Raw genomic sequence first — 16,531 nt, 5'->3', positions numbered from 1 at the left:
CAAAAGAAGACAACAAGGAGTAAAGGCTTTGCGGCGATTTCATCAAGGACTTATTGGTTCCCTGCTTTCCATTGCGGCGCTCACTGCCCAGGCTGAGCTCAAGCACACCTGCCCGGATAACAGCCCCTACCTGGAACGCCCTGCAGCCAAGACCATGATCGCCGAGCTGGTGAAACAAGGGCTGGATGAGCAGCGTATCCGTACCGTGCTGGGCAGCGCCGAATGCCAGCCGAAGATTCTCGAGTCCATCGCCCGTCCGGCGGAAAAGACGCATACATGGGCCACTTACCAGAAGATTTTTCTGCAGGAAAGCCGGGTGCAGAAAGGGGTGGAATTCGCCCGCCAGCATGCAGACACCCTCACCCGAGCAGAACAGACCTACGGCGTGCCGCGGGAGATTATCCTCGCCATCATTGGCGTGGAAACCCGCTATGGCCAACACATGGGCACCTACCGTGTGGTCGACGCCCTGGCCACTCTGGGCTTCGACTATCCGCCCCGCGGCGCCTTCTTCAGCAAGCAGCTCAAGGCACTATTTGTCCTCGAGCAGCAGGCTCACATTGATGCAGACACCATCACCGGCTCCTATGCCGGGGCCATGGGCTTTGGCCAGTTCATCCCCACCAGCTACCTGGCCTACGCCGTGGATTTCGATAACGATGGGATCACCGACCTGGTCAACAACCCGGTAGATGCCATTGGCTCCGTGGCCAACTATTTCAGCGAACACAAATGGACCCCTGGCCTGCCTGTGGCGGCTCGCACCCGCATTCAGGGCGAGGGCTACATCCCGCTGGCCAAGAAGGGCTACAAACCAGGCTTCACCCTGGCCAAGGCCCGTGAGGCCGGGGTTACCCCGATCAGCTGCAACGCCAGCATCACCAGCGAATACTGCTTTGATCTGCCGGACAACACCCGGGTTGCCCTGCTCGATCTGCAAGGCACCGACGGCGCAGAGTTTTGGCTGGCCACTGACAATTTCTATACCATCACCCGCTATAACCACAGTCGCCTCTACGCCATGGCCGTGCTACAACTGTCCCGACAGCTGGCCGCAGCGCTGGAGAGCTCGCAATGAAACGCCTGGCAACACTGATGACAGCAAGCGCCTTTCTCGGCGCCTGTGTCACCACCCCGCCCCCTGCAGGCAAACAGACGGACGCAAACGGCGCCCCCGGCTCCGACCGCTACAGCCTGCAGCAGGACACCGCTCCCGCTCCCCATGAGCAAAAGGATGTGTCCAAGCTGCCCGAGCCGGTTCCCCGGCAGGAGCCACGCAGCCGTTACGGCAACATGGACAGTTACAGTGTGTGGGGCAAAACCTACCACGTACTGCCCGATGCCAAAGGCTATGTGGCCGAGGGCAATGCCTCCTGGTACGGGCGAAAATTCCACGGCCACCGCACCTCCAGCGGTGAAGCCTTTGACATGTTCCAGTTCACCGCCGCCCATCGCAGCCTGCCACTGCCCACTTACGTGCGCGTGACCAACCTGGATAACGGCAAGTCACTGATTGTGCGCGTCAACGACCGCGGCCCCTTCCACGAGAACCGGATCATTGATCTGTCCTGGGCCGCGGCCGTTCGCCTCGGGATCGAACAGGCTGGCACTGGAAGGGTGCGGGTTGAAGCCCTGAGCGCCAACAATGACAAGGCTCCCAGCGGCACGGTCCCCACCGCCGTTCGCGCTGCGGTGGACAGCCCGCCCCCCAATACCGCCAGCGCACCGGCAGCGGAGCGACTGTACCTGCAAGCGGGCGCCTTTCAGGATCGCAACAGCGCAGAACGGCTGCGCCAATCCCTGCGGGAACAGCTGGGACTGGAAGCCGAGATCCGTGAGCAGCCCCCCCTGTTTCGGGTCTGGCTCGGTCCATACCAGAACGACATGAGCCGTCAACAAATGCGGCAGCAAGTCGCCGGCGCGGGCTTTGACCGCCCCATGCCGGTCACTCCATAAACGACCGGGCAATGCAGTATCGTCCGACAACAGTTACCCGGCGGTACAAATTCTGATACCCAGGCCCTAAAATGCCGCCATCATGGTGTTTAGGGGCTGACGGTTTTTCGGGGAATTTTTTGCCATTTGCGTGTCAAAGCCCTGCAAACCGCCCCTTAAACCTATTCATTTTGTCAGGAAGACAAGGAACTACAGGCAGATAACCATGCGCTCCCAGTCGATACGCAGCTCTTTTTTTGTGCTCTTTGCTTTTATTGGTTCTCTCATCACCTTGCAGGCCAGTGCCAGCATGGTTCCCCGCGCCCCGCAAATTGATGCTCGCGGCTATCTGCTGATGGATGCGTCCAGTGGCCGCATCATCGTTGAACACAACGCCGAACAGCGCCTGCCCCCTGCCAGCCTGACCAAGATGATGACCGCCTATATTGCCGAGGCCGAACTACAGAAAGGCAACCTCTCCGAGGACGACATGGCCCCGGTCAGCGTCAAGGCCTGGCGCATGGGCGGCTCCAAGATGTTCATCAGGGAAGGGACCCGTGTCAGTGTGGGCGACCTGCTCAAGGGCATAATCATCCAGTCCGGCAATGATGCCAGTGTCGCCATGGCCGAATTCGTGGCCGGCTCGGAAGATGCCTTTGCCGACCTGATGAACCAGCACGCCCGTCGACTGGGCATGCACAGCACCCATTTCATGAACGCCACCGGCTGGCCGGCTGAGAACCATTTCACCACCGCCAAGGACATGGCCACACTGGCCCGCGCCATTGTTCGTGATTTCCCGGAACACTATGGCACCTACGCGGAGAAGGAATTCACCTATAACGGCATCACCCAGCAGAACCGCAACCTGCTGCTATGGCGTGACGCGCGTGTCGACGGTCTCAAGACCGGCCATACTGAAGAAGCCGGCTACTGCCTGGTCTCCTCGGCCAAAGACGGGGACATGCGCCTCATCGCGGTGGTCATGGGTACGGATTCAGAAGGTGCGCGGGCCCGTGAATCGCAGAAACTGCTGACCTACGGCTTCCGGTTCTTTGAAACCTACAAGGCCTACAGCGCCGGAGACATTCTCGACACCGCAGCACTTTGGATGGGTGAAAAGCGCGAGGTTCGCCTCGGGCTGGCCGAGGATCTGGTATTGACCATTCCCAAGGAAAGTCACCAGAACCTGAAAGCCGAAGTAACCGTTAAACCGCAGTTGCAAGCGCCTATCAATGCAGGCCAACAATACGGGACCGTGACTGTGCGCCTGAACAACGAGCTGCTGGTTGAAAAACCACTGGTTGCATTGGAAGGCATCGAAGAAGCCGGCTTTTTGACCAAAATCTGGCACCATATTCTGATGTTCTTCCAGGGCTTGTTTTAACTGACGCTAGCTCCCGCGCTGGGTTTTCCCGGTTGCAGGAGTGCCGCGACTCCCGGAGTATCGAGTCAAGAGAAGCATGTTTCGACATTCAACAAGGGTTTTCGCTTCTCGCAACTCGGTACTCGCTACGGGTTTGGTCGCGCGCCGCAAGGGTCGCGCCTCCAGCAAGATAGCGTCACGCATATAGCGGCTGGCGCTCAATCACAGGCACGCATCGCATGAGCCAGGTCTACCTCAATGGCGCCTTCATGGCCCCGCAGGATGCACACATATCCCCAATGGACCGGGGTTTTTTGTTTGCTGATGGCATTTACGAAGTCATCCCGGCCTACAACGGTGTGTTGTTCCGCTTCGAGGAGCACCTGGCGCGCCTTGAACGGTCCCTGGGCGAGATCCAAATTGACAACCCGCATAGTCGCGAGCAGTGGCGAGAGCTTTGCGAAGCACTGATCGAGCGTAACGGTGGCGGCAACCTGTCTCTTTACCTGCAGATCACCCGTGGCGCGACAGAGAAACGGGACCATGCCTTTCCCAACCCACCGGTGACACCTACGGTATTCATGATGACCGGTAACATTGCGGTTCCCGCTGCCGACAGCCCGGACACTGCCACCGGTTCCAAAGCCATCACTCTGGACGACATCCGCTGGGCTCGCTGTGACATCAAATCCGTCTCATTACTCCCCAACAGCCTGCTTCGCCAACAGGCGGTGGCAGCCGGGGCCAGCGAGGCCATACTGCTGCGCGACGGCTTTGTCACCGAGGGCTCAGCCAGCAACGTGTTTATCGTCGCCAATGGCACCGTGATCACTCCGCCCAAGAGCCATGAAATTCTTGGCGGAATAACCCGCGATCTGGTTGTGGAACTGTGCCATAGCCACCATATACCGGTGGAAGAGCGGGAAATTACCGAAAGCCAGCTGCGTCAGGCAGACGAAATCTGGTTTACCAGCTCCACCCGGGAAGTGGTGCCGGTGATCCAGCTCAACAACGTCACCGTGGGCAACGGCAAACCCGGCCCTCTGTGGAAAACCGTGGCCCGCCATTACGTCAGTTTCAAACGCCGCCTGTGCGGCCACCAGGACCAGGAGTAACCCATGGCTATCCAGGAACACCTGTGGGAATTTCCCCACGCCATGCAGCTTAAGATCATGGGCGCCGCCGATGCGCCCCTGGAAGAAGCGCTGATCGAAATCCTGTCCACCCATCTGGACGACTTTGAAGCCACTGCGCACCTTACCTGCAAGCCGAGCAGCAAGGGGACCTTTGTGTCCTACACCGCCCAGGTGGTCATGCGTCACCGTGATCAGGTGGAAGCCATCTACAAGGCGCTCAACGAATGCCCCCACGTGAAGATGACAATCTAACAATGGATGCATGACGGCGGCCGCTTGAGTCGAACTCTATCTCCACCGCCCTGCCAGGGACTCGGGCGTCGTATGTCATCTTTTGTATGCGCCTAAATCTATACACCTCTTACACACGGTAACTCGAGTTCACAGCCCGACACCGAAGCGCCACTAACCTTGCATTGGCCTGGCACGGCCGTGCCCTTAGGGTAAATCCAATAACAAAAACGTTAGGGGATACTGCATGAAAGTGCTCACGCTACTCAGTCTGGTTGGCGCCCTGCTCGTCATGCTGGGGCTCAGTCTGACCCCATCTTCGGAGCCCATGGCACAAATTCAAACCATGCCTGCAGCCAAAAACATCATTCCTGCCATGCCGCGCAGCCCCAATATCCTTCAGCGCGTGAATGGTGCTCCAGTACATTTCGATGCTTTCAAGACCATCAACATCAAAGACGATGACGGTATTGAATATGGTGTCAGCGTTCAGGAGCTGAACCTGCACCTGGTCAACCAGAAAACCGGAAACCGACTGATCTGAATAGCATGACAATGATTAACTGTTGTTACCCCGAGAGGGGTCTGCCTTAAGCCCGGTACCCCCACCGGGCTTTTTTTATTCGTCTGACGCCAAAGATGGAACTGCTGCAGAACGTAGCGAAGCAGAGGACTTGAGGAACTTTTGGGAGTTTGTCTATCCAAGCGTAGCTTGTAGCTTGTAGCTTGTAGCTTGTAGCTTGTAGCTTGTAGCTTGTAGCTCGTAGCTCGTAGCTCGTAGCCAACACCTTGCTTTATACTCTTGGCCATGAACGACGCCCTGATCCGATACTTCCCCCGCGTGGAATATGCGCCCTGCTGGCAAGCCATGCGAGATCTCACCGACCAGCGAACCGCGGACACCCTTGACGAGCTATGGGTGCTGGAACACCCTCCTGTCTTTACTCTCGGTCAGGCCGGCAAGCCCGAGCATGTGCTCAACGCTGGAGACATTCCGGTAGTGAAAACCGATCGCGGCGGACAGGTGACCTACCATGGACCGGGTCAGACCGTCATTTATCTGATGCTGGACATCAAGAGGCTGGGCCTTGGCAGTCGCGGCATGGTGACGGCAATCGAAGAAAGCATTGTGTCATTTCTTGCTGACCTGGGGGTGAAAGCCACCAGTCGCGACGACGCGCCAGGGGTCTATGTGGATGGCGCCAAGATTGCCTCACTGGGTCTGCGAATCCGCCGTGGCGCCACCTACCATGGCCTGGCCATCAATCGCACCATGGATCTGGCACCATGGCAACGCATCAACCCCTGCGGTCATGCAGGCCAGCCCATGACTACTCTGGAAGCACTTGGCATCCAGCTGAGCCGAGAGACTATGGAGCAACAGCTTGTGACCGTTTTAGCCAAACGTCTGGGTGTGACACCACGGACAGCCCAGGCGCCGGACTGGTACAATAACGGTAACTCAACCCCCACTGGCTGACCCACGGTCAGTCCACCAGGCACAACACAGGCATTCCATGAGCGAGCAGACACAGGCCAAGCGCAAGGTTCAGATCGGCGACAAGCTGCGTGGCGCAGACAAGGTCCGCACCATTCCCCTGGTCAACGAGGAAGGCAGCTACCAGCGCAAACCGGACTGGATTCGGGTGCGGGTGCCTGCCAACGGGGAAATCCAGCGCATCAAGACCCTGCTGCGCAAGCAGAAACTGCATACCGTCTGTGAAGAAGCCGCCTGCCCCAACTTGCCGGAATGTTTTGGTGGAGGGACCGCCACCTTCATGATCATGGGTGACATCTGCACCCGTCGATGCGCGTTCTGTGACGTGGGCTTTGGTCGCCCCAATGCACTGGATGCAGAAGAGCCCCTGCATCTGGCTGAGTCTGTAGAGAACCTGAAACTCAGCTATGTGGTGATTACCTCCGTAGACCGGGATGATCTGGCAGATGGTGGCGCCGAGCATTTTGCTGAATGCATTCGCCAGGTCCGTAGCCGCACCCCGGACACCACCATCGAAATTCTCACCCCGGATTTCCGCCCCTGCCTGGACACCGCCCTCGATACTCTCGGAGCCACCGCCCCGGATGTGTTCAATCACAACATTGAAACCGTACCGGAGCTGTACAAACACATTCGTCCCGGGGCCCGTTACCAGCATTCCCTGGATCTGCTACAACGCTACAAGGCGCGCCGTCCGGACGTGAGCACCAAAAGCGGCATTATGGTTGGGTTGGGGGAAACCTTCGATCAGGTAATTGGCACCATCCGGGATCTGCGCGCCCACGACGTGGACATGATTACCATTGGCCAATATCTGCAGCCCAGCAAACACCATGCGCCGGTTGAACGCTTTGTGCATCCCGACGAGTTTCGCGAATATGCGCGGATTGCCGAGGAATTAGGGTTCATCTCCGTGGCATCTGGCCCCATGGTCCGCAGCTCCTACCACGCCGACCTGCAACACAAGGGCGTCGATGTGGGCATTCACAAACCGGATTAACCCCACAAACCGGTACTTTTGTCCGTGTAAATTTACATTTATGCATCGACTGGCACACTGACCTGCCCCGGGGATTGGAGTAGGCTAGTCCAGTCGTTGCCGTTCTTCTCGCAGCCCTTTTTGTGCCTCTTCAGCCGAACGGCATCCGCAACAACAACAGACCATCCTAGAGCATCCAGAGGATGCTTGAATTCAGGGGTACTCTTATGCTGCCACTCGCCACCCGGGTGACGACATTCCAGACTAAAATTGGCCCGGCATTGCTGATGCTTGCCGCCACACTGTTGTGTGCAACAGCCAGCGCCGACACACCCACACCGATTGTGAAAACCGTGCTGGGCACCGCGCAAAAGCTCAATCTTGACCAGAACAATCTGGCCCTGGTGGCCGTTCCCCTGAACGGCCCCGGCGAAGCTCATTTCATGAACGCCGACCAGCCGTTCAATCCGGGTTCCATCATGAAGGTGGTCACCACCTATGCTGCGCTGGAACTGCTTGGACCCACCTACCAATGGCACACCCGCCTTTACACTGACGGGACCATTGAAGGCGACACCCTGAACGGCAACCTTTACTACGCCGGCAGCGGAGACCCCAAACTCACCGAGGAACGCCTCTGGCTGCTGCTGCGTGAATTGCGGTCCATGGGCATATCCCATATTCAGGGCGACCTGGTGTTGGACGGCAGCGTGTTCAACCTGCCCAACGGCATCGCCGATTTCGACGACGACGGGGGCAACCCCAACGCCCCCTTTCTGGTGGAACCCAATGGCTTGCTGACCAACTTGAACGTGTTACGCATTCGCTCCCGCGCTGATCAACGTGGCGTACATAGCTGGATGGAACCGCAGTTGGCTGGTGTCGAACTCGACAACCAGATCGTGACGCGCAAATACGGTTCCTGTCCCCGCCGGTTCCAGTTTGATTACACCCCCTCCGTGACGGAAACCGGGCTAACCAGAATCACCCTCACCGGAGTATTGCCCGAGGGCTGCTCCACCTCGAGCTATCTGTCCATCCTTGATCAGGCCGACTACACCGGCGCCTTGCTGGTGGGTCTGTGGCAACAACTGGGTGGCACTCTCACCGGGCAGATTCGCGAAGGCCTGCGTCCCCGCGACAGCAGCACCGAACTGTTGGCCACCACGTCCTCCCACGACCTGGTCACCATGGTTCGCGATATCAACAAGTGGAGCAACAACGTAATGGTGCGCCAGCTGTACCTGACGCTGGGCGCCAGAAACCGTATCGATAGTGATGCCGATGATCTGGCAGCCGCCGACCGTACCATTCGCGAATGGATGGCCAGCAAGGGTATCGATAGCAGTGATCTGGTCTTCGAGAATGGCTCCGGACTATCCCGCAAGGAGCGCATCTCGGCCCGCCAGATGGGCGAACTGCTTCAGCATGCGTGGAACAGTCGTTTTTCCGCAGAGCTGATCGCCTCCCTGCCCCTGGTAGCCATGGATGGCACCATGCGCCGCCGACTTGGCCATGCCGACATGGCAGGCATGGGCCACATCAAGACCGGATCCCTCAAGGATGTCCGCTCCATCGCCGGTTATACCCGAGATGAAAACAACACCACCTGGGCAGTGGTGGCCATGGTTAACGACCTGCGGGCGTGGAAAACCGAACCGGTGCTGGATGAACTGATCGAGCAGGTACACCTTGCTGCCAGGCTCCAGCCCATTCACACTGCCTCCAACTAACAGGCAACCCTGGCTGCATCCATGATCACAGTCCATCATCTTGAAAACTCCCGCTCCCTTCGCATCGTCTGGATGCTTGAAGAGCTGGGCGTGGAATACCAGATCAAGCATTACAAGCGGGATAGCAAAACCATGCTGGCGCCCGCCGAGCTTCGCGCCATCCATCCATTGGGCAAATCCCCGGTGATTACCGACGGTGATAACGTCATCGCCGAGTCCGGCGCCATCATTGAATATCTCGCCCATCGCTATGGCGATCCTGACTGGATCATTCCCGCCAGCGACCCGCGCTGGCAGCAGGAGCGCTACTGGCTGCACTATGCCGAAGGTTCACTGATGCCGCTGCTGGTCATGAAGCTGATATTCAGCCATATCCCCCGCACGCCCATGCCCTTCTTTGCCAAACCGGTAGCCAAGGGTATCAGTGGGAAGGTCATTGGCACTTTCATCAATCCCCAGCTGCAGACCCAACTGGACGTCATCGAAAAGCATCTGGCCAGCCATACCTGGTTCACCGGTGATGCCCCGGGCTGCGCCGATATCATGATGAGTTTCCCGCTACAGGCAGCCAGCGCCCGGGCAGACATCGCCAGCCTGCCTTCCATTGCGCGCTTCCTGCAACAGATGGAGGCTCGCCCGGCCTATCAACGTGCTGTGGCGTCAGCCGGACCGTTGACACCAATGGCATGACATTGCCATGGCTGATTCTCCTGCCGATTCACCGGATTATGAACACAAGGTCCTGGACTGCTGGCGGGAGAGTGCTGATCACTGGCAACACCTGATCAGCCACAACCGCCTGCCCAGCCGCGTCGTTACCAATCCGGCCATTGAGTACGCCATTCTCTCTCATCAGCCCTCCACCGTACTGGATGTGGGATGCGGGGAAGGTTGGCTGGCGCGACAGCTGGCCGCACAAGGCATCAGCGTCACCGGCATTGATGCAGTCGCAAGCCTGGTAGACACGGCCCGTCAGCAGGACCCCCTCAGCCACTATCACTGTCTGGACTACGACGCCCTGCCCGGCCCCCTGGCGGAACAGCACTTTGACCTGGCGGTATGCAACTTCTCCCTGTTTGGCGATGCGTCGGTGCGCAAGTTGATCACCGCCCTGCTCGCAATGGTTGCTCCCGACGGGCACCTTCTGATTCAAACACTCCACCCCATGAGTGCCTGTCAGGGCGACTACCGGGAAGGCTGGCGGGACAGTCAGTGGCAAGGGCTGGACGCGGCAGGCACGACCATGGGGGAGGCACCCCCCTGGTACTTTCGCACACTGGCAGGCTGGCTCAATCTGGTACGCCAGGCTGGCCAGCTGGTTCGTGTGGAAGAACCCCTGGACCCGCAAACCCGCCTGCCGCTATCGCTGCTTATCCATCTTTCCCCCCTGAAACAGGAATGTAACAAGCAATAACAAACTGGCCACAGCGAATCCTGACAAGCCTCACTAGGCTTTTGTGCAATGACTCCTGGATGGCAGCCTGATGATTCTGCTGTACTTTTTATTGGTTTTTTCCGGGGTAATGGCCTGCGCTCACTGCCTTGGTCAGCAAGGCCGTAACCGGAAAGCCCCCCGACCCCACCGCGAACGGCCGCTACAGGCATTTATCGAGCACCGCCATGCATCTCATACCCACGACTCAGTGGCTCCGCCGGGCATTGCTAAAAAGGGTTAAAAATCACGAACCTTTCTCGCTCTCCGGCATCGAAGGCTTACAATAAACGGACTTTTCGAGGGAGTGAAATCATGAAGAAGATCATGTTCGCCGGGCTAACTTGTGCAGCCCTGCTTGTCGGCTGCCAAACCCAGCCAAAAGAGACAGAAGAACCGGTTGTCATCAATCCTACTGCGCAAAAAGTGGTTTACAGTGGCATGCTGCCCTGCGCGGATTGTTCCGGTATTCGCACCACCCTGACCCTCTACCGTGACCAGTTTGATGCCCCGACACGCTTTCAGCTGCGTGAAGAGTACCTGGAGGGCTCCAAGGTGGGACTTACCGCGGTAGAACGTGGCGACTGGTCACAGGATACCCGCATTCAGTCCGAGCGACAGATGGAGCTCTATACCATCAACCCGGAAACCCCGGATGCCAAACGCCAATACCTGCGTGATGCTGTGAATGCCGTGGAACAACTTGACCAGAATGGCGAGCTGATCGAAAGCAACCTGAACTATCGTCTGCTGCGCAAATAATACGGCAATGGGATAACGCTGCCGTGCGCAGCGTATCCCTGCTCCCACCCGCATTACCCCCTCCGCGCGCCAGCCATTCGCGCTTTAGACTGGATTGTCTTACTGCAAATAGGAATGACTTGCATTAAGAGAATTCCAGGCCTACTATCGCGAACCATATTCAACGCTGCTTTGCCCGAGCCACGGTGCCCAGAGCCCTTCGCACCCCTGACACAAGACTGTCATGTGGTTATCGCAAAGTCGTGCCCCTATTCATCAAGCCACGATCCGCACAGGTCCCGACAGGAGTTCGCCATGCCCCCTCTTTCCATGCAGTTACCGGAATGGTTTGTCAGTGGCGGCGCTACCATGTGGGTACTGGCCCTGCTCTCGGTCATTGCCCTTGCCACCCTGATTTCCAAAATCCTGCATTTTGCCCGTGTCCGCCCCGGCAGCACCCGTCTGGCAGATCAGCTTCTCAACGCCTTGCGCCAGGGCCAGCAACCGGCCAGGCCCGGCAAACTTTCCAGCCCGGTAGACCGGGTTATCTGGCAGTGCTGGAACAACCGCAACCTGGATGAGGCCGCCTGGCAGGAAGAAAGCCTGCGGCTGGCACGCACCTCGCTGGATGAGCTACGCGGGGGGCTGCGAGTACTGGAGGTGATCAGCGCCATAGCCCCACTACTGGGCCTGCTCGGCACAGTATTCGGCATGATCGGCGCGTTTCAGGCCCTCGAAACGGCGGGTTCCCAGGTGGACCCCTCGATTCTCTCCGGCGGCATCTGGGAAGCCCTGCTGACCACCGCTGCCGGCCTGACAGTGGCCATCCCCACCCTGGCGGCCTTTCACTGGGCCGATCGCAACATTGAGCAGTGCCGCGAAAAGATGCAGGATCGCCTGTCACGCCTGCGAGTGGTCCGCAATATCAAGGCCCAGGCCGAACCCGTAGACGACAGCAGCGAGCCGGCGGTATCGCATGCATATTGAACCGGAACGCCATCGCGCACCGTTCATCAGCCTGACACCACTCATCGACGTGGTGTTTATCCTGCTGGTGTTCTTCATGCTGGCCACCCGCTTCGGACAGTTCAACGACCTGCCCGTCAACGTACAGCCTGCGGACAGCAGCAACGATCAACAGGATGACTGGCTCGTGGTGGAAGTGAAATCCGACGGCTCCCTTATCCTCAATGGCGTCAGTTTTACCCCTGCTGCCATTGCCGACCGTCTGGACAAAAAGAGCCAGAAAGTATGGGTTACTGTGAGCCCTGACGTCACCCTGCAGCAAGCCCTGCGTGCCGTGGATGACATCAAGGGGGCCGGTGCCCGCGACGTGCAACTGGAGCTGCTGCCATGATGATCATGGAAGACAACAGCCGTCGGCCACCACTGGAACCTGTGCTGCCACTGATCAATGTGGTGTTCCTGCTGCTGATTTTTTTCATGCTGGCAGGGCAGCTGGCCAAGCGTCCTACGGTGGCCGTGGACACCCCGGTCAGCCAGGTTGCCAACGGCCAGGAAGCACAGGAGAAACTGCTGTTGGTGCTCAAACCCGACGGCCAATGGTTTGCTGAAGACAGCGACATCCCGCTCACCGGAGAAACCCTGGCAACCCTGATCCAGGATCTGCCCTCGGTTACTGATGCAAACACGGGTAAAACAGTAAAAGATGCCGAAATACGTCTGCTGGCCGATGCCAGCATCACCATGGCGTCATTGCGCGAGCGCCTCGCCGTACTACAGGACATGGGCGTCGAACAGGTACGTCTGGTGACACAGAGCGATCCCGCCAGCAACGGGGGCAACCAGCAACCATGAACAAACGAACGCTACTGGCCTGGGGCCTGTCCATCGTTGTCCATGCCAGCGTACTGGTGTCTGTCGGTGTACTGACCCTGGCGGGCGGCCGTCCAGCGCAACCCGGTGTTACCGAGATTGCCATTAATCTCTCTGCGCCACCCGCGCCGGCACCCAAGGTTACCCCGCAAGCGGCCCCTGAGCCGAAACCCAAACCGAAGCCAAAGGCCAAACCCAAGCCGAAACCAAAGCCGGTGGTGAAAAGACCCGAGCCCAAACCGGAACCCAAACCGGTACCGGTTGAGGAAGTGGTAGAGGAAACCACCACACCCGTTGATGAACAGCTGGAAACTGCGCAGCAGACTGCCTCCCAGAACCAGCAGCAGGGCGCGAAGGGTATTGCTGGCGATCCTGGCAAGGGAGCAGATCAAAGCGGCGACAATGACACCCTGCTGAAACGTTATCTTGCCACGGTGCGCAATACCATCGAGGACAACAAACAGTATCCTCACCGTGCGCGTATGCGCAGGCAGGAAGGCACCGTGAAGATCAGTTTTGCCATCAACGCCAAAGGCCTCGCCGAACAGGTCGAGCTGGCAGACAGCTCTGGCAGCCGTATTCTCGACCGCGCCACCCTGGAACTGCTCTCCCGGCTGCGCTTCGAAGCGCCACCCCGGGAGTTGAAAACCATCCCGGTCAGTATCACCGTTCCGGTGAGCTACAACCTGAACAACAGTTGATCCTTTGCCTGCCGTCAAACAACATATCGACCGGGCTTGGCCGTCCAAGGGACGCCTCACAAAGTGACAGGGCTGGATTTGCTCTGGGTTTGGGGAGATTTTGCCGTGGGGGTGAGGCGGCACGAAGACGGCGCTTCGCGCGTCTAGCACATAGCTATTCTATTCACCCCAGCGCTTCACCAGTTTCTGTTCAATGCCCAGATGATCCAGCAAACGGGCCACCATGAAATCCACCAGGTCCGAGACACTGTCTGGCTGGTGATAGAAACCGGGGGCGGCGGGCATGATGGTCACGCCGAGGCGCGCCAGCTTGAGCATATTTTCCAGATGGATGGCAGAGAACGGGGATTCGCGAGGAACCAGAATCAGTTTGCGGCCTTCCTTGATGGCCACGTCCGCGGCACGTTCAATCAAGTTGTCGCTGGCGCCGCTGGCAATGGCCGAGAGCGTGCCGGTGGAACAGGGGCACACCACCATGACGGCCGGGGCGCCACTGCCAGAGGCCACGGGCGCCGTCCACTGCTCAAGCCCACAGACCACCAGTTTGCCTTTATCCGTGTCGACCCAACCCCGAAGCGCCTCCTCTGCCTTGCCGGTCCCCGCTGGCAAGGTGAGTTCGGTTTCCGTGCCGATCACGATGCGTGCAGCCTTGGACAGGATCACGAACACTTCGCAGTCTGCCTGCAGCAGACACTGAAGTAACCGCAATCCATAGGGCGCACCGGACGCACCGGTAAACGCAAGTGTAACGCGTTTGCTCATCATCCCATTCCTACACCGCGTGCCATCAACACTGCAAAGATCGGCATCAGTGAAATCAAATGTATTTCTGCCACCAGGGTCCGGCGCAGGGTCTTCTGCAATTCAGGTGTCACCGGCGGGACCGCTCCGCCAACCGCACTGTGACGCCAGGCACGCATGACCTTCACCGGGTAAAGACTGATCAATATTATCAACACAAACACGGTCACCTTGGCGTGAAACCAGGGATTGGCCATATAGAATGCCATCCCCTTCTCGGTCCACCCGGCCCGCGCCAGACCACTGACCAGCACCAACACCAGCGATACCCAGTAGGCCACATGCAGCCATAACAGGGTACGGAAATTGTACCCGTTCACCTCGGTACGCCAGAACAGCAACATGCCGTACACGCAGCCGAACAGCACCAGGATGCTCAGATAATGGGTCGATGCCCAGACAACTGACCAGAACATGAAGAACCCCTTGAAAAGACAGCTTCAAGCTGCAACGCGGGAAAGGCTGAGTTTGCTTCAATGCCGTGCCCGCGATTGACGATAACAGTGGGAGTAAAAACCTGAAGATGTATAACCCATCCTTCTCGCACCGAGCCAATTGACCCTTTAATTTATGTCCCACTCAGCCAGAAAACATGATGCAGATCAGCACAAATATTTTTTGCACTCATCCCCCGCAGGCACGACCTGGAAGGGTACGACAAATCCGCCCGCGTTTTAGCTTGAAGCTTGTAGCTACCCCTGCGCCAACGCATCCAGCAACTTCTGATGAATCCCGCCAAAGCCGCCGTTACTCATCACCACCACATCCAGTGACTCACCCTTGTGAGCGACCACCCGGGCAATAATGTCATCCAGGGATTCACTCACCGATGACGTCACCGTGGACTCTTCCAGGACCGAATCCAGTGACCAGTCCAGTCCCGGCGGCTGATACCAGATCACTTCATCGGCAGACACCGTGCTGCCAGCCAGCGCGGCCTTGTGGCTTCCCATGCGCATGGTGTTGGAGCGGGGTTCAATGATGGCCAGAATGCGCCCCTCGCCCACCTTGCGGCGCAAACCTTCCAGGGTAGTGGCGATGGCTGTGGGGTGATGGGCAAAGTCATCGTAGATGCGCACACCGTCCACTTCGCCGCGCAGTTCCATGCGCCGTTTTACACCAACAAACTCACTCAAGGCCGCGGCGCCATCGGCCAGGGTCACGCCCACATGGCGAGCAGCCAGCAAGGCGGCCATGCCGTTATTGACGCTGTGGCGACCGGTCTGACCCCAGTTCACCTGAGCCACTGGCTGAGAATTTTCCAGCACGGTGAAGAGGGAACCGTCGGCCTTGTCGAGTCGATACCCCAAGGCGTCCTCTTCGCCGAACCGCTCCACTTCACTCCAGCACCCTTTCTCCAGAGTCTCTTCCAGCGCCACTTCACCGTGGGGGAGAATCAGACGGCCGGTGGACGGCACCGTGCGAATCAGATGATGGAACTGGGTCTGGATCGCCGCCAGATCCGCGAAGATGTCCGCGTGATCAAATTCCAGATTATTAAGAATCACGGTACGCGGCCGGTAGTGAACAAACTTGCTGCGCTTGTCGAAGAAAGCGGTGTCGTATTCGTCAGCTTCCACCACAAAGAACGGCGTTTCGCCCAGACGGGCCGATACGCCGAAATTGCCGGGCACGCCGCCAATCAGATAACCCGGGTTAAGACCGGCATGTTCCAGTATCCAGGCCAGCATGGAACTGGTGGTGGTCTTGCCGTGGGTGCCGGCCACTGCCAGTACCCAGCGACCGGGCAGCACCACCTCTTCCAGCAGCTGGGCACCGGAGGTGTAGGCCAGGCCCTTGTCGAGCACCGCTTCCACCGCCGGATTGCCACGACTCAGTGCATTGCCGATCACTACCAGATCCGGTGCCGGGTCCAGCTGGGCCGGATCATAGCCCTGAATCAGTTCGATACCGGCGGCCTCCAGCTGGTCACTCATGGGCGGGTAGACGTTCTGGTCGCTACCGGTGACCCGGTGCCCCTGGGCCTTTGCCAGCTGGGCCAAAGAGCCCATGAAGGTGCCACAAATGCCGAGAATATGAATATGCATGGAGATCGCGCCTGTCTTTGAATCCCTGAACCTTAACGGCTCCCCCGCGTCAGGTGAAGAGCCCGGTGGTGAGAATGAGAGATACAGGGATGAG

At 58.6% G+C, this 16,531-nt stretch carries 19 protein-coding genes; 16 read left to right on the top strand and 3 right to left on the bottom strand.

The genetic code is table 11. The features are described 5' to 3' along the window. Nucleotides 1–28: 28 nt before the first annotated feature. The 16 genes from mltB (at nt 29) to GQF00_RS12215 (ending at nt 13,588) form a co-directional block, all read left to right on the top strand. The gene (mltB, locus tag GQF00_RS12290) at nt 29–1,078 is read left to right on the top strand and encodes a lytic murein transglycosylase B (protein WP_202560490.1); all 1,050 of its coding nucleotides are present in this window, start codon (nt 29–31) and stop codon (nt 1,076–1,078) included. Beyond that, the gene (locus tag GQF00_RS12285) at nt 1,075–1,956 is read left to right on the top strand and encodes a septal ring lytic transglycosylase RlpA family protein (RefSeq protein WP_161319452.1); all 882 of its coding nucleotides are present in this window, start codon (nt 1,075–1,077) and stop codon (nt 1,954–1,956) included. The genes mltB and GQF00_RS12285 overlap by 4 nt, the downstream gene beginning before the upstream one ends. Before the next feature lie 205 nt (nt 1,957–2,161). Further along, complete coding sequence (locus GQF00_RS12280; RefSeq protein WP_161319451.1) at nt 2,162–3,322, top strand: D-alanyl-D-alanine carboxypeptidase family protein; 1,161 nt, start codon at nt 2,162–2,164, stop codon at nt 3,320–3,322. Nucleotides 3,323–3,540: 218 nt separating this feature from the next. Then, entirely contained in the window at nt 3,541–4,416 is an 876-nt protein-coding gene (gene dat / locus GQF00_RS12275) for a D-amino-acid transaminase (RefSeq protein WP_161319450.1), read from the top strand. A 3-nt stretch (nt 4,417–4,419) separates the two neighbouring features. Beyond that, complete coding sequence (locus GQF00_RS12270; protein ID WP_161319449.1) at nt 4,420–4,689, top strand: YbeD family protein; 270 nt, start codon at nt 4,420–4,422, stop codon at nt 4,687–4,689. Between the two features lie 226 nt (nt 4,690–4,915). After that, a complete protein-coding gene (locus GQF00_RS12265) occupies nt 4,916–5,212 on the top strand; it encodes a hypothetical protein (RefSeq protein ID WP_161319448.1) in 297 nt (98 codons plus the stop codon). Between the two features lie 264 nt (nt 5,213–5,476). Then, nucleotides 5,477–6,148: a lipoyl(octanoyl) transferase LipB gene (gene lipB / locus GQF00_RS12260; protein WP_161319447.1), complete on the top strand. Its 672-nt coding sequence runs from the start codon at nt 5,477–5,479 to the stop codon at nt 6,146–6,148. A 37-nt stretch (nt 6,149–6,185) separates the two neighbouring features. Beyond that, nucleotides 6,186–7,166: a lipoyl synthase gene (gene lipA, locus GQF00_RS12255; protein ID WP_161319446.1), complete on the top strand. Its 981-nt coding sequence runs from the start codon at nt 6,186–6,188 to the stop codon at nt 7,164–7,166. Between the two features lie 206 nt (nt 7,167–7,372). Next, nucleotides 7,373–8,878: a D-alanyl-D-alanine carboxypeptidase/D-alanyl-D-alanine-endopeptidase gene (gene dacB / locus GQF00_RS12250; protein WP_237440511.1), complete on the top strand. Its 1,506-nt coding sequence runs from the start codon at nt 7,373–7,375 to the stop codon at nt 8,876–8,878. Between the two features lie 21 nt (nt 8,879–8,899). Beyond that, nucleotides 8,900–9,568, top strand: a complete 669-nt coding sequence (locus GQF00_RS12245) for a glutathione S-transferase family protein (protein ID WP_161319445.1) — start codon at nt 8,900–8,902, stop codon at nt 9,566–9,568. 7 nt (nt 9,569–9,575) lie between these two features. After that, nucleotides 9,576–10,292, top strand: coding sequence for a bifunctional 2-polyprenyl-6-hydroxyphenol methylase/3-demethylubiquinol 3-O-methyltransferase UbiG (locus GQF00_RS12240; protein ID WP_161319444.1), 717 nt, complete (start codon nt 9,576–9,578; stop codon nt 10,290–10,292). A 333-nt stretch (nt 10,293–10,625) separates the two neighbouring features. Then, the gene (locus GQF00_RS12235; RefSeq protein WP_237440510.1) at nt 10,626–11,072 is read left to right on the top strand and encodes a copper resistance protein NlpE; all 447 of its coding nucleotides are present in this window, start codon (nt 10,626–10,628) and stop codon (nt 11,070–11,072) included. 294 nt (nt 11,073–11,366) lie between these two features. Next, nucleotides 11,367–12,038 (top strand): MotA/TolQ/ExbB proton channel family protein, encoded by a 672-nt coding sequence (locus GQF00_RS12230; protein WP_161319443.1) that lies wholly within the window; start codon nt 11,367–11,369, stop codon nt 12,036–12,038. Next, nucleotides 12,028–12,408, top strand: coding sequence for a biopolymer transporter ExbD (locus GQF00_RS12225; protein ID WP_161319442.1), 381 nt, complete (start codon nt 12,028–12,030; stop codon nt 12,406–12,408). Before GQF00_RS12230 ends, GQF00_RS12225 begins: the two co-directional genes overlap by 11 nt. Then, a complete protein-coding gene (locus tag GQF00_RS12220; RefSeq protein ID WP_161319441.1) occupies nt 12,405–12,869 on the top strand; it encodes a biopolymer transporter ExbD in 465 nt (154 codons plus the stop codon). Before GQF00_RS12225 ends, GQF00_RS12220 begins: the two co-directional genes overlap by 4 nt. Beyond that, the gene (locus GQF00_RS12215; protein WP_161319440.1) at nt 12,866–13,588 is read left to right on the top strand and encodes an energy transducer TonB; all 723 of its coding nucleotides are present in this window, start codon (nt 12,866–12,868) and stop codon (nt 13,586–13,588) included. The genes GQF00_RS12220 and GQF00_RS12215 overlap by 4 nt, the downstream gene beginning before the upstream one ends. A 159-nt stretch (nt 13,589–13,747) precedes the next feature. Here the strand turns inward: GQF00_RS12215 and GQF00_RS12210 are convergent, their stop codons facing one another. From GQF00_RS12210 to mpl, 3 genes are all read right to left on the bottom strand, one after another. Next, on the bottom strand, nt 13,748–14,350 hold the full coding sequence (locus tag GQF00_RS12210) for a flavin prenyltransferase UbiX (protein ID WP_161319439.1): 603 nt from the start codon (nt 14,348–14,350) through the stop codon (nt 13,748–13,750). Beyond that, on the bottom strand, nt 14,350–14,805 hold the full coding sequence (locus tag GQF00_RS12205; protein ID WP_161319438.1) for a DUF2214 family protein: 456 nt from the start codon (nt 14,803–14,805) through the stop codon (nt 14,350–14,352). The genes GQF00_RS12210 and GQF00_RS12205 overlap by 1 nt, the downstream gene beginning before the upstream one ends. Nucleotides 14,806–15,081: 276 nt before the next feature. Then, complete coding sequence (mpl, locus tag GQF00_RS12200) at nt 15,082–16,437, bottom strand: UDP-N-acetylmuramate:L-alanyl-gamma-D-glutamyl-meso-diaminopimelate ligase (RefSeq protein ID WP_161319437.1); 1,356 nt, start codon at nt 16,435–16,437, stop codon at nt 15,082–15,084. Between the last annotated feature and the right edge of the window lie 94 nt (nt 16,438–16,531).

This window comes from Alcanivorax sp. DP30 (assembly GCF_009882945.1).
In the GTDB taxonomy this organism is placed as follows: Bacteria; Pseudomonadota; Gammaproteobacteria; order Pseudomonadales; family Alcanivoracaceae; genus Alcanivorax.
The sequence above is the reverse complement of the archived record's forward strand: the minus strand, read 5'-3'. Positions and strand labels throughout refer to the sequence as shown.

Coding starts and splice junctions, on each gene's coding strand:
- lipB (WP_161319447.1), top strand. CDS start 5,477: ATGAACGACGCCCTGATCCGATACTTCCCCCGCGTGGAATATGCGCCC.
- GQF00_RS12225 (WP_161319442.1), top strand. CDS start 12,028: ATGCATATTGAACCGGAACGCCATCGCGCACCGTTCATCAGCCTGACA.
- GQF00_RS12205 (WP_161319438.1), bottom strand. CDS start 14,805: ATGTTCTGGTCAGTTGTCTGGGCATCGACCCATTATCTGAGCATCCTG.
- dacB (WP_237440511.1), top strand. CDS start 7,373: ATGCTGCCACTCGCCACCCGGGTGACGACATTCCAGACTAAAATTGGC.
- GQF00_RS12240 (WP_161319444.1), top strand. CDS start 9,576: ATGGCTGATTCTCCTGCCGATTCACCGGATTATGAACACAAGGTCCTG.
- mpl (WP_161319437.1), bottom strand. CDS start 16,437: ATGCATATTCATATTCTCGGCATTTGTGGCACCTTCATGGGCTCTTTG.
- GQF00_RS12215 (WP_161319440.1), top strand. CDS start 12,866: ATGAACAAACGAACGCTACTGGCCTGGGGCCTGTCCATCGTTGTCCAT.
- GQF00_RS12285 (WP_161319452.1), top strand. CDS start 1,075: ATGAAACGCCTGGCAACACTGATGACAGCAAGCGCCTTTCTCGGCGCC.
- GQF00_RS12230 (WP_161319443.1), top strand. CDS start 11,367: ATGCCCCCTCTTTCCATGCAGTTACCGGAATGGTTTGTCAGTGGCGGC.
- GQF00_RS12270 (WP_161319449.1), top strand. CDS start 4,420: ATGGCTATCCAGGAACACCTGTGGGAATTTCCCCACGCCATGCAGCTT.
- GQF00_RS12245 (WP_161319445.1), top strand. CDS start 8,900: ATGATCACAGTCCATCATCTTGAAAACTCCCGCTCCCTTCGCATCGTC.
- GQF00_RS12220 (WP_161319441.1), top strand. CDS start 12,405: ATGATGATCATGGAAGACAACAGCCGTCGGCCACCACTGGAACCTGTG.
- GQF00_RS12210 (WP_161319439.1), bottom strand. CDS start 14,350: ATGAGCAAACGCGTTACACTTGCGTTTACCGGTGCGTCCGGTGCGCCC.
- GQF00_RS12235 (WP_237440510.1), top strand. CDS start 10,626: ATGAAGAAGATCATGTTCGCCGGGCTAACTTGTGCAGCCCTGCTTGTC.
- lipA (WP_161319446.1), top strand. CDS start 6,186: ATGAGCGAGCAGACACAGGCCAAGCGCAAGGTTCAGATCGGCGACAAG.
- GQF00_RS12265 (WP_161319448.1), top strand. CDS start 4,916: ATGAAAGTGCTCACGCTACTCAGTCTGGTTGGCGCCCTGCTCGTCATG.
- GQF00_RS12280 (WP_161319451.1), top strand. CDS start 2,162: ATGCGCTCCCAGTCGATACGCAGCTCTTTTTTTGTGCTCTTTGCTTTT.
- dat (WP_161319450.1), top strand. CDS start 3,541: ATGAGCCAGGTCTACCTCAATGGCGCCTTCATGGCCCCGCAGGATGCA.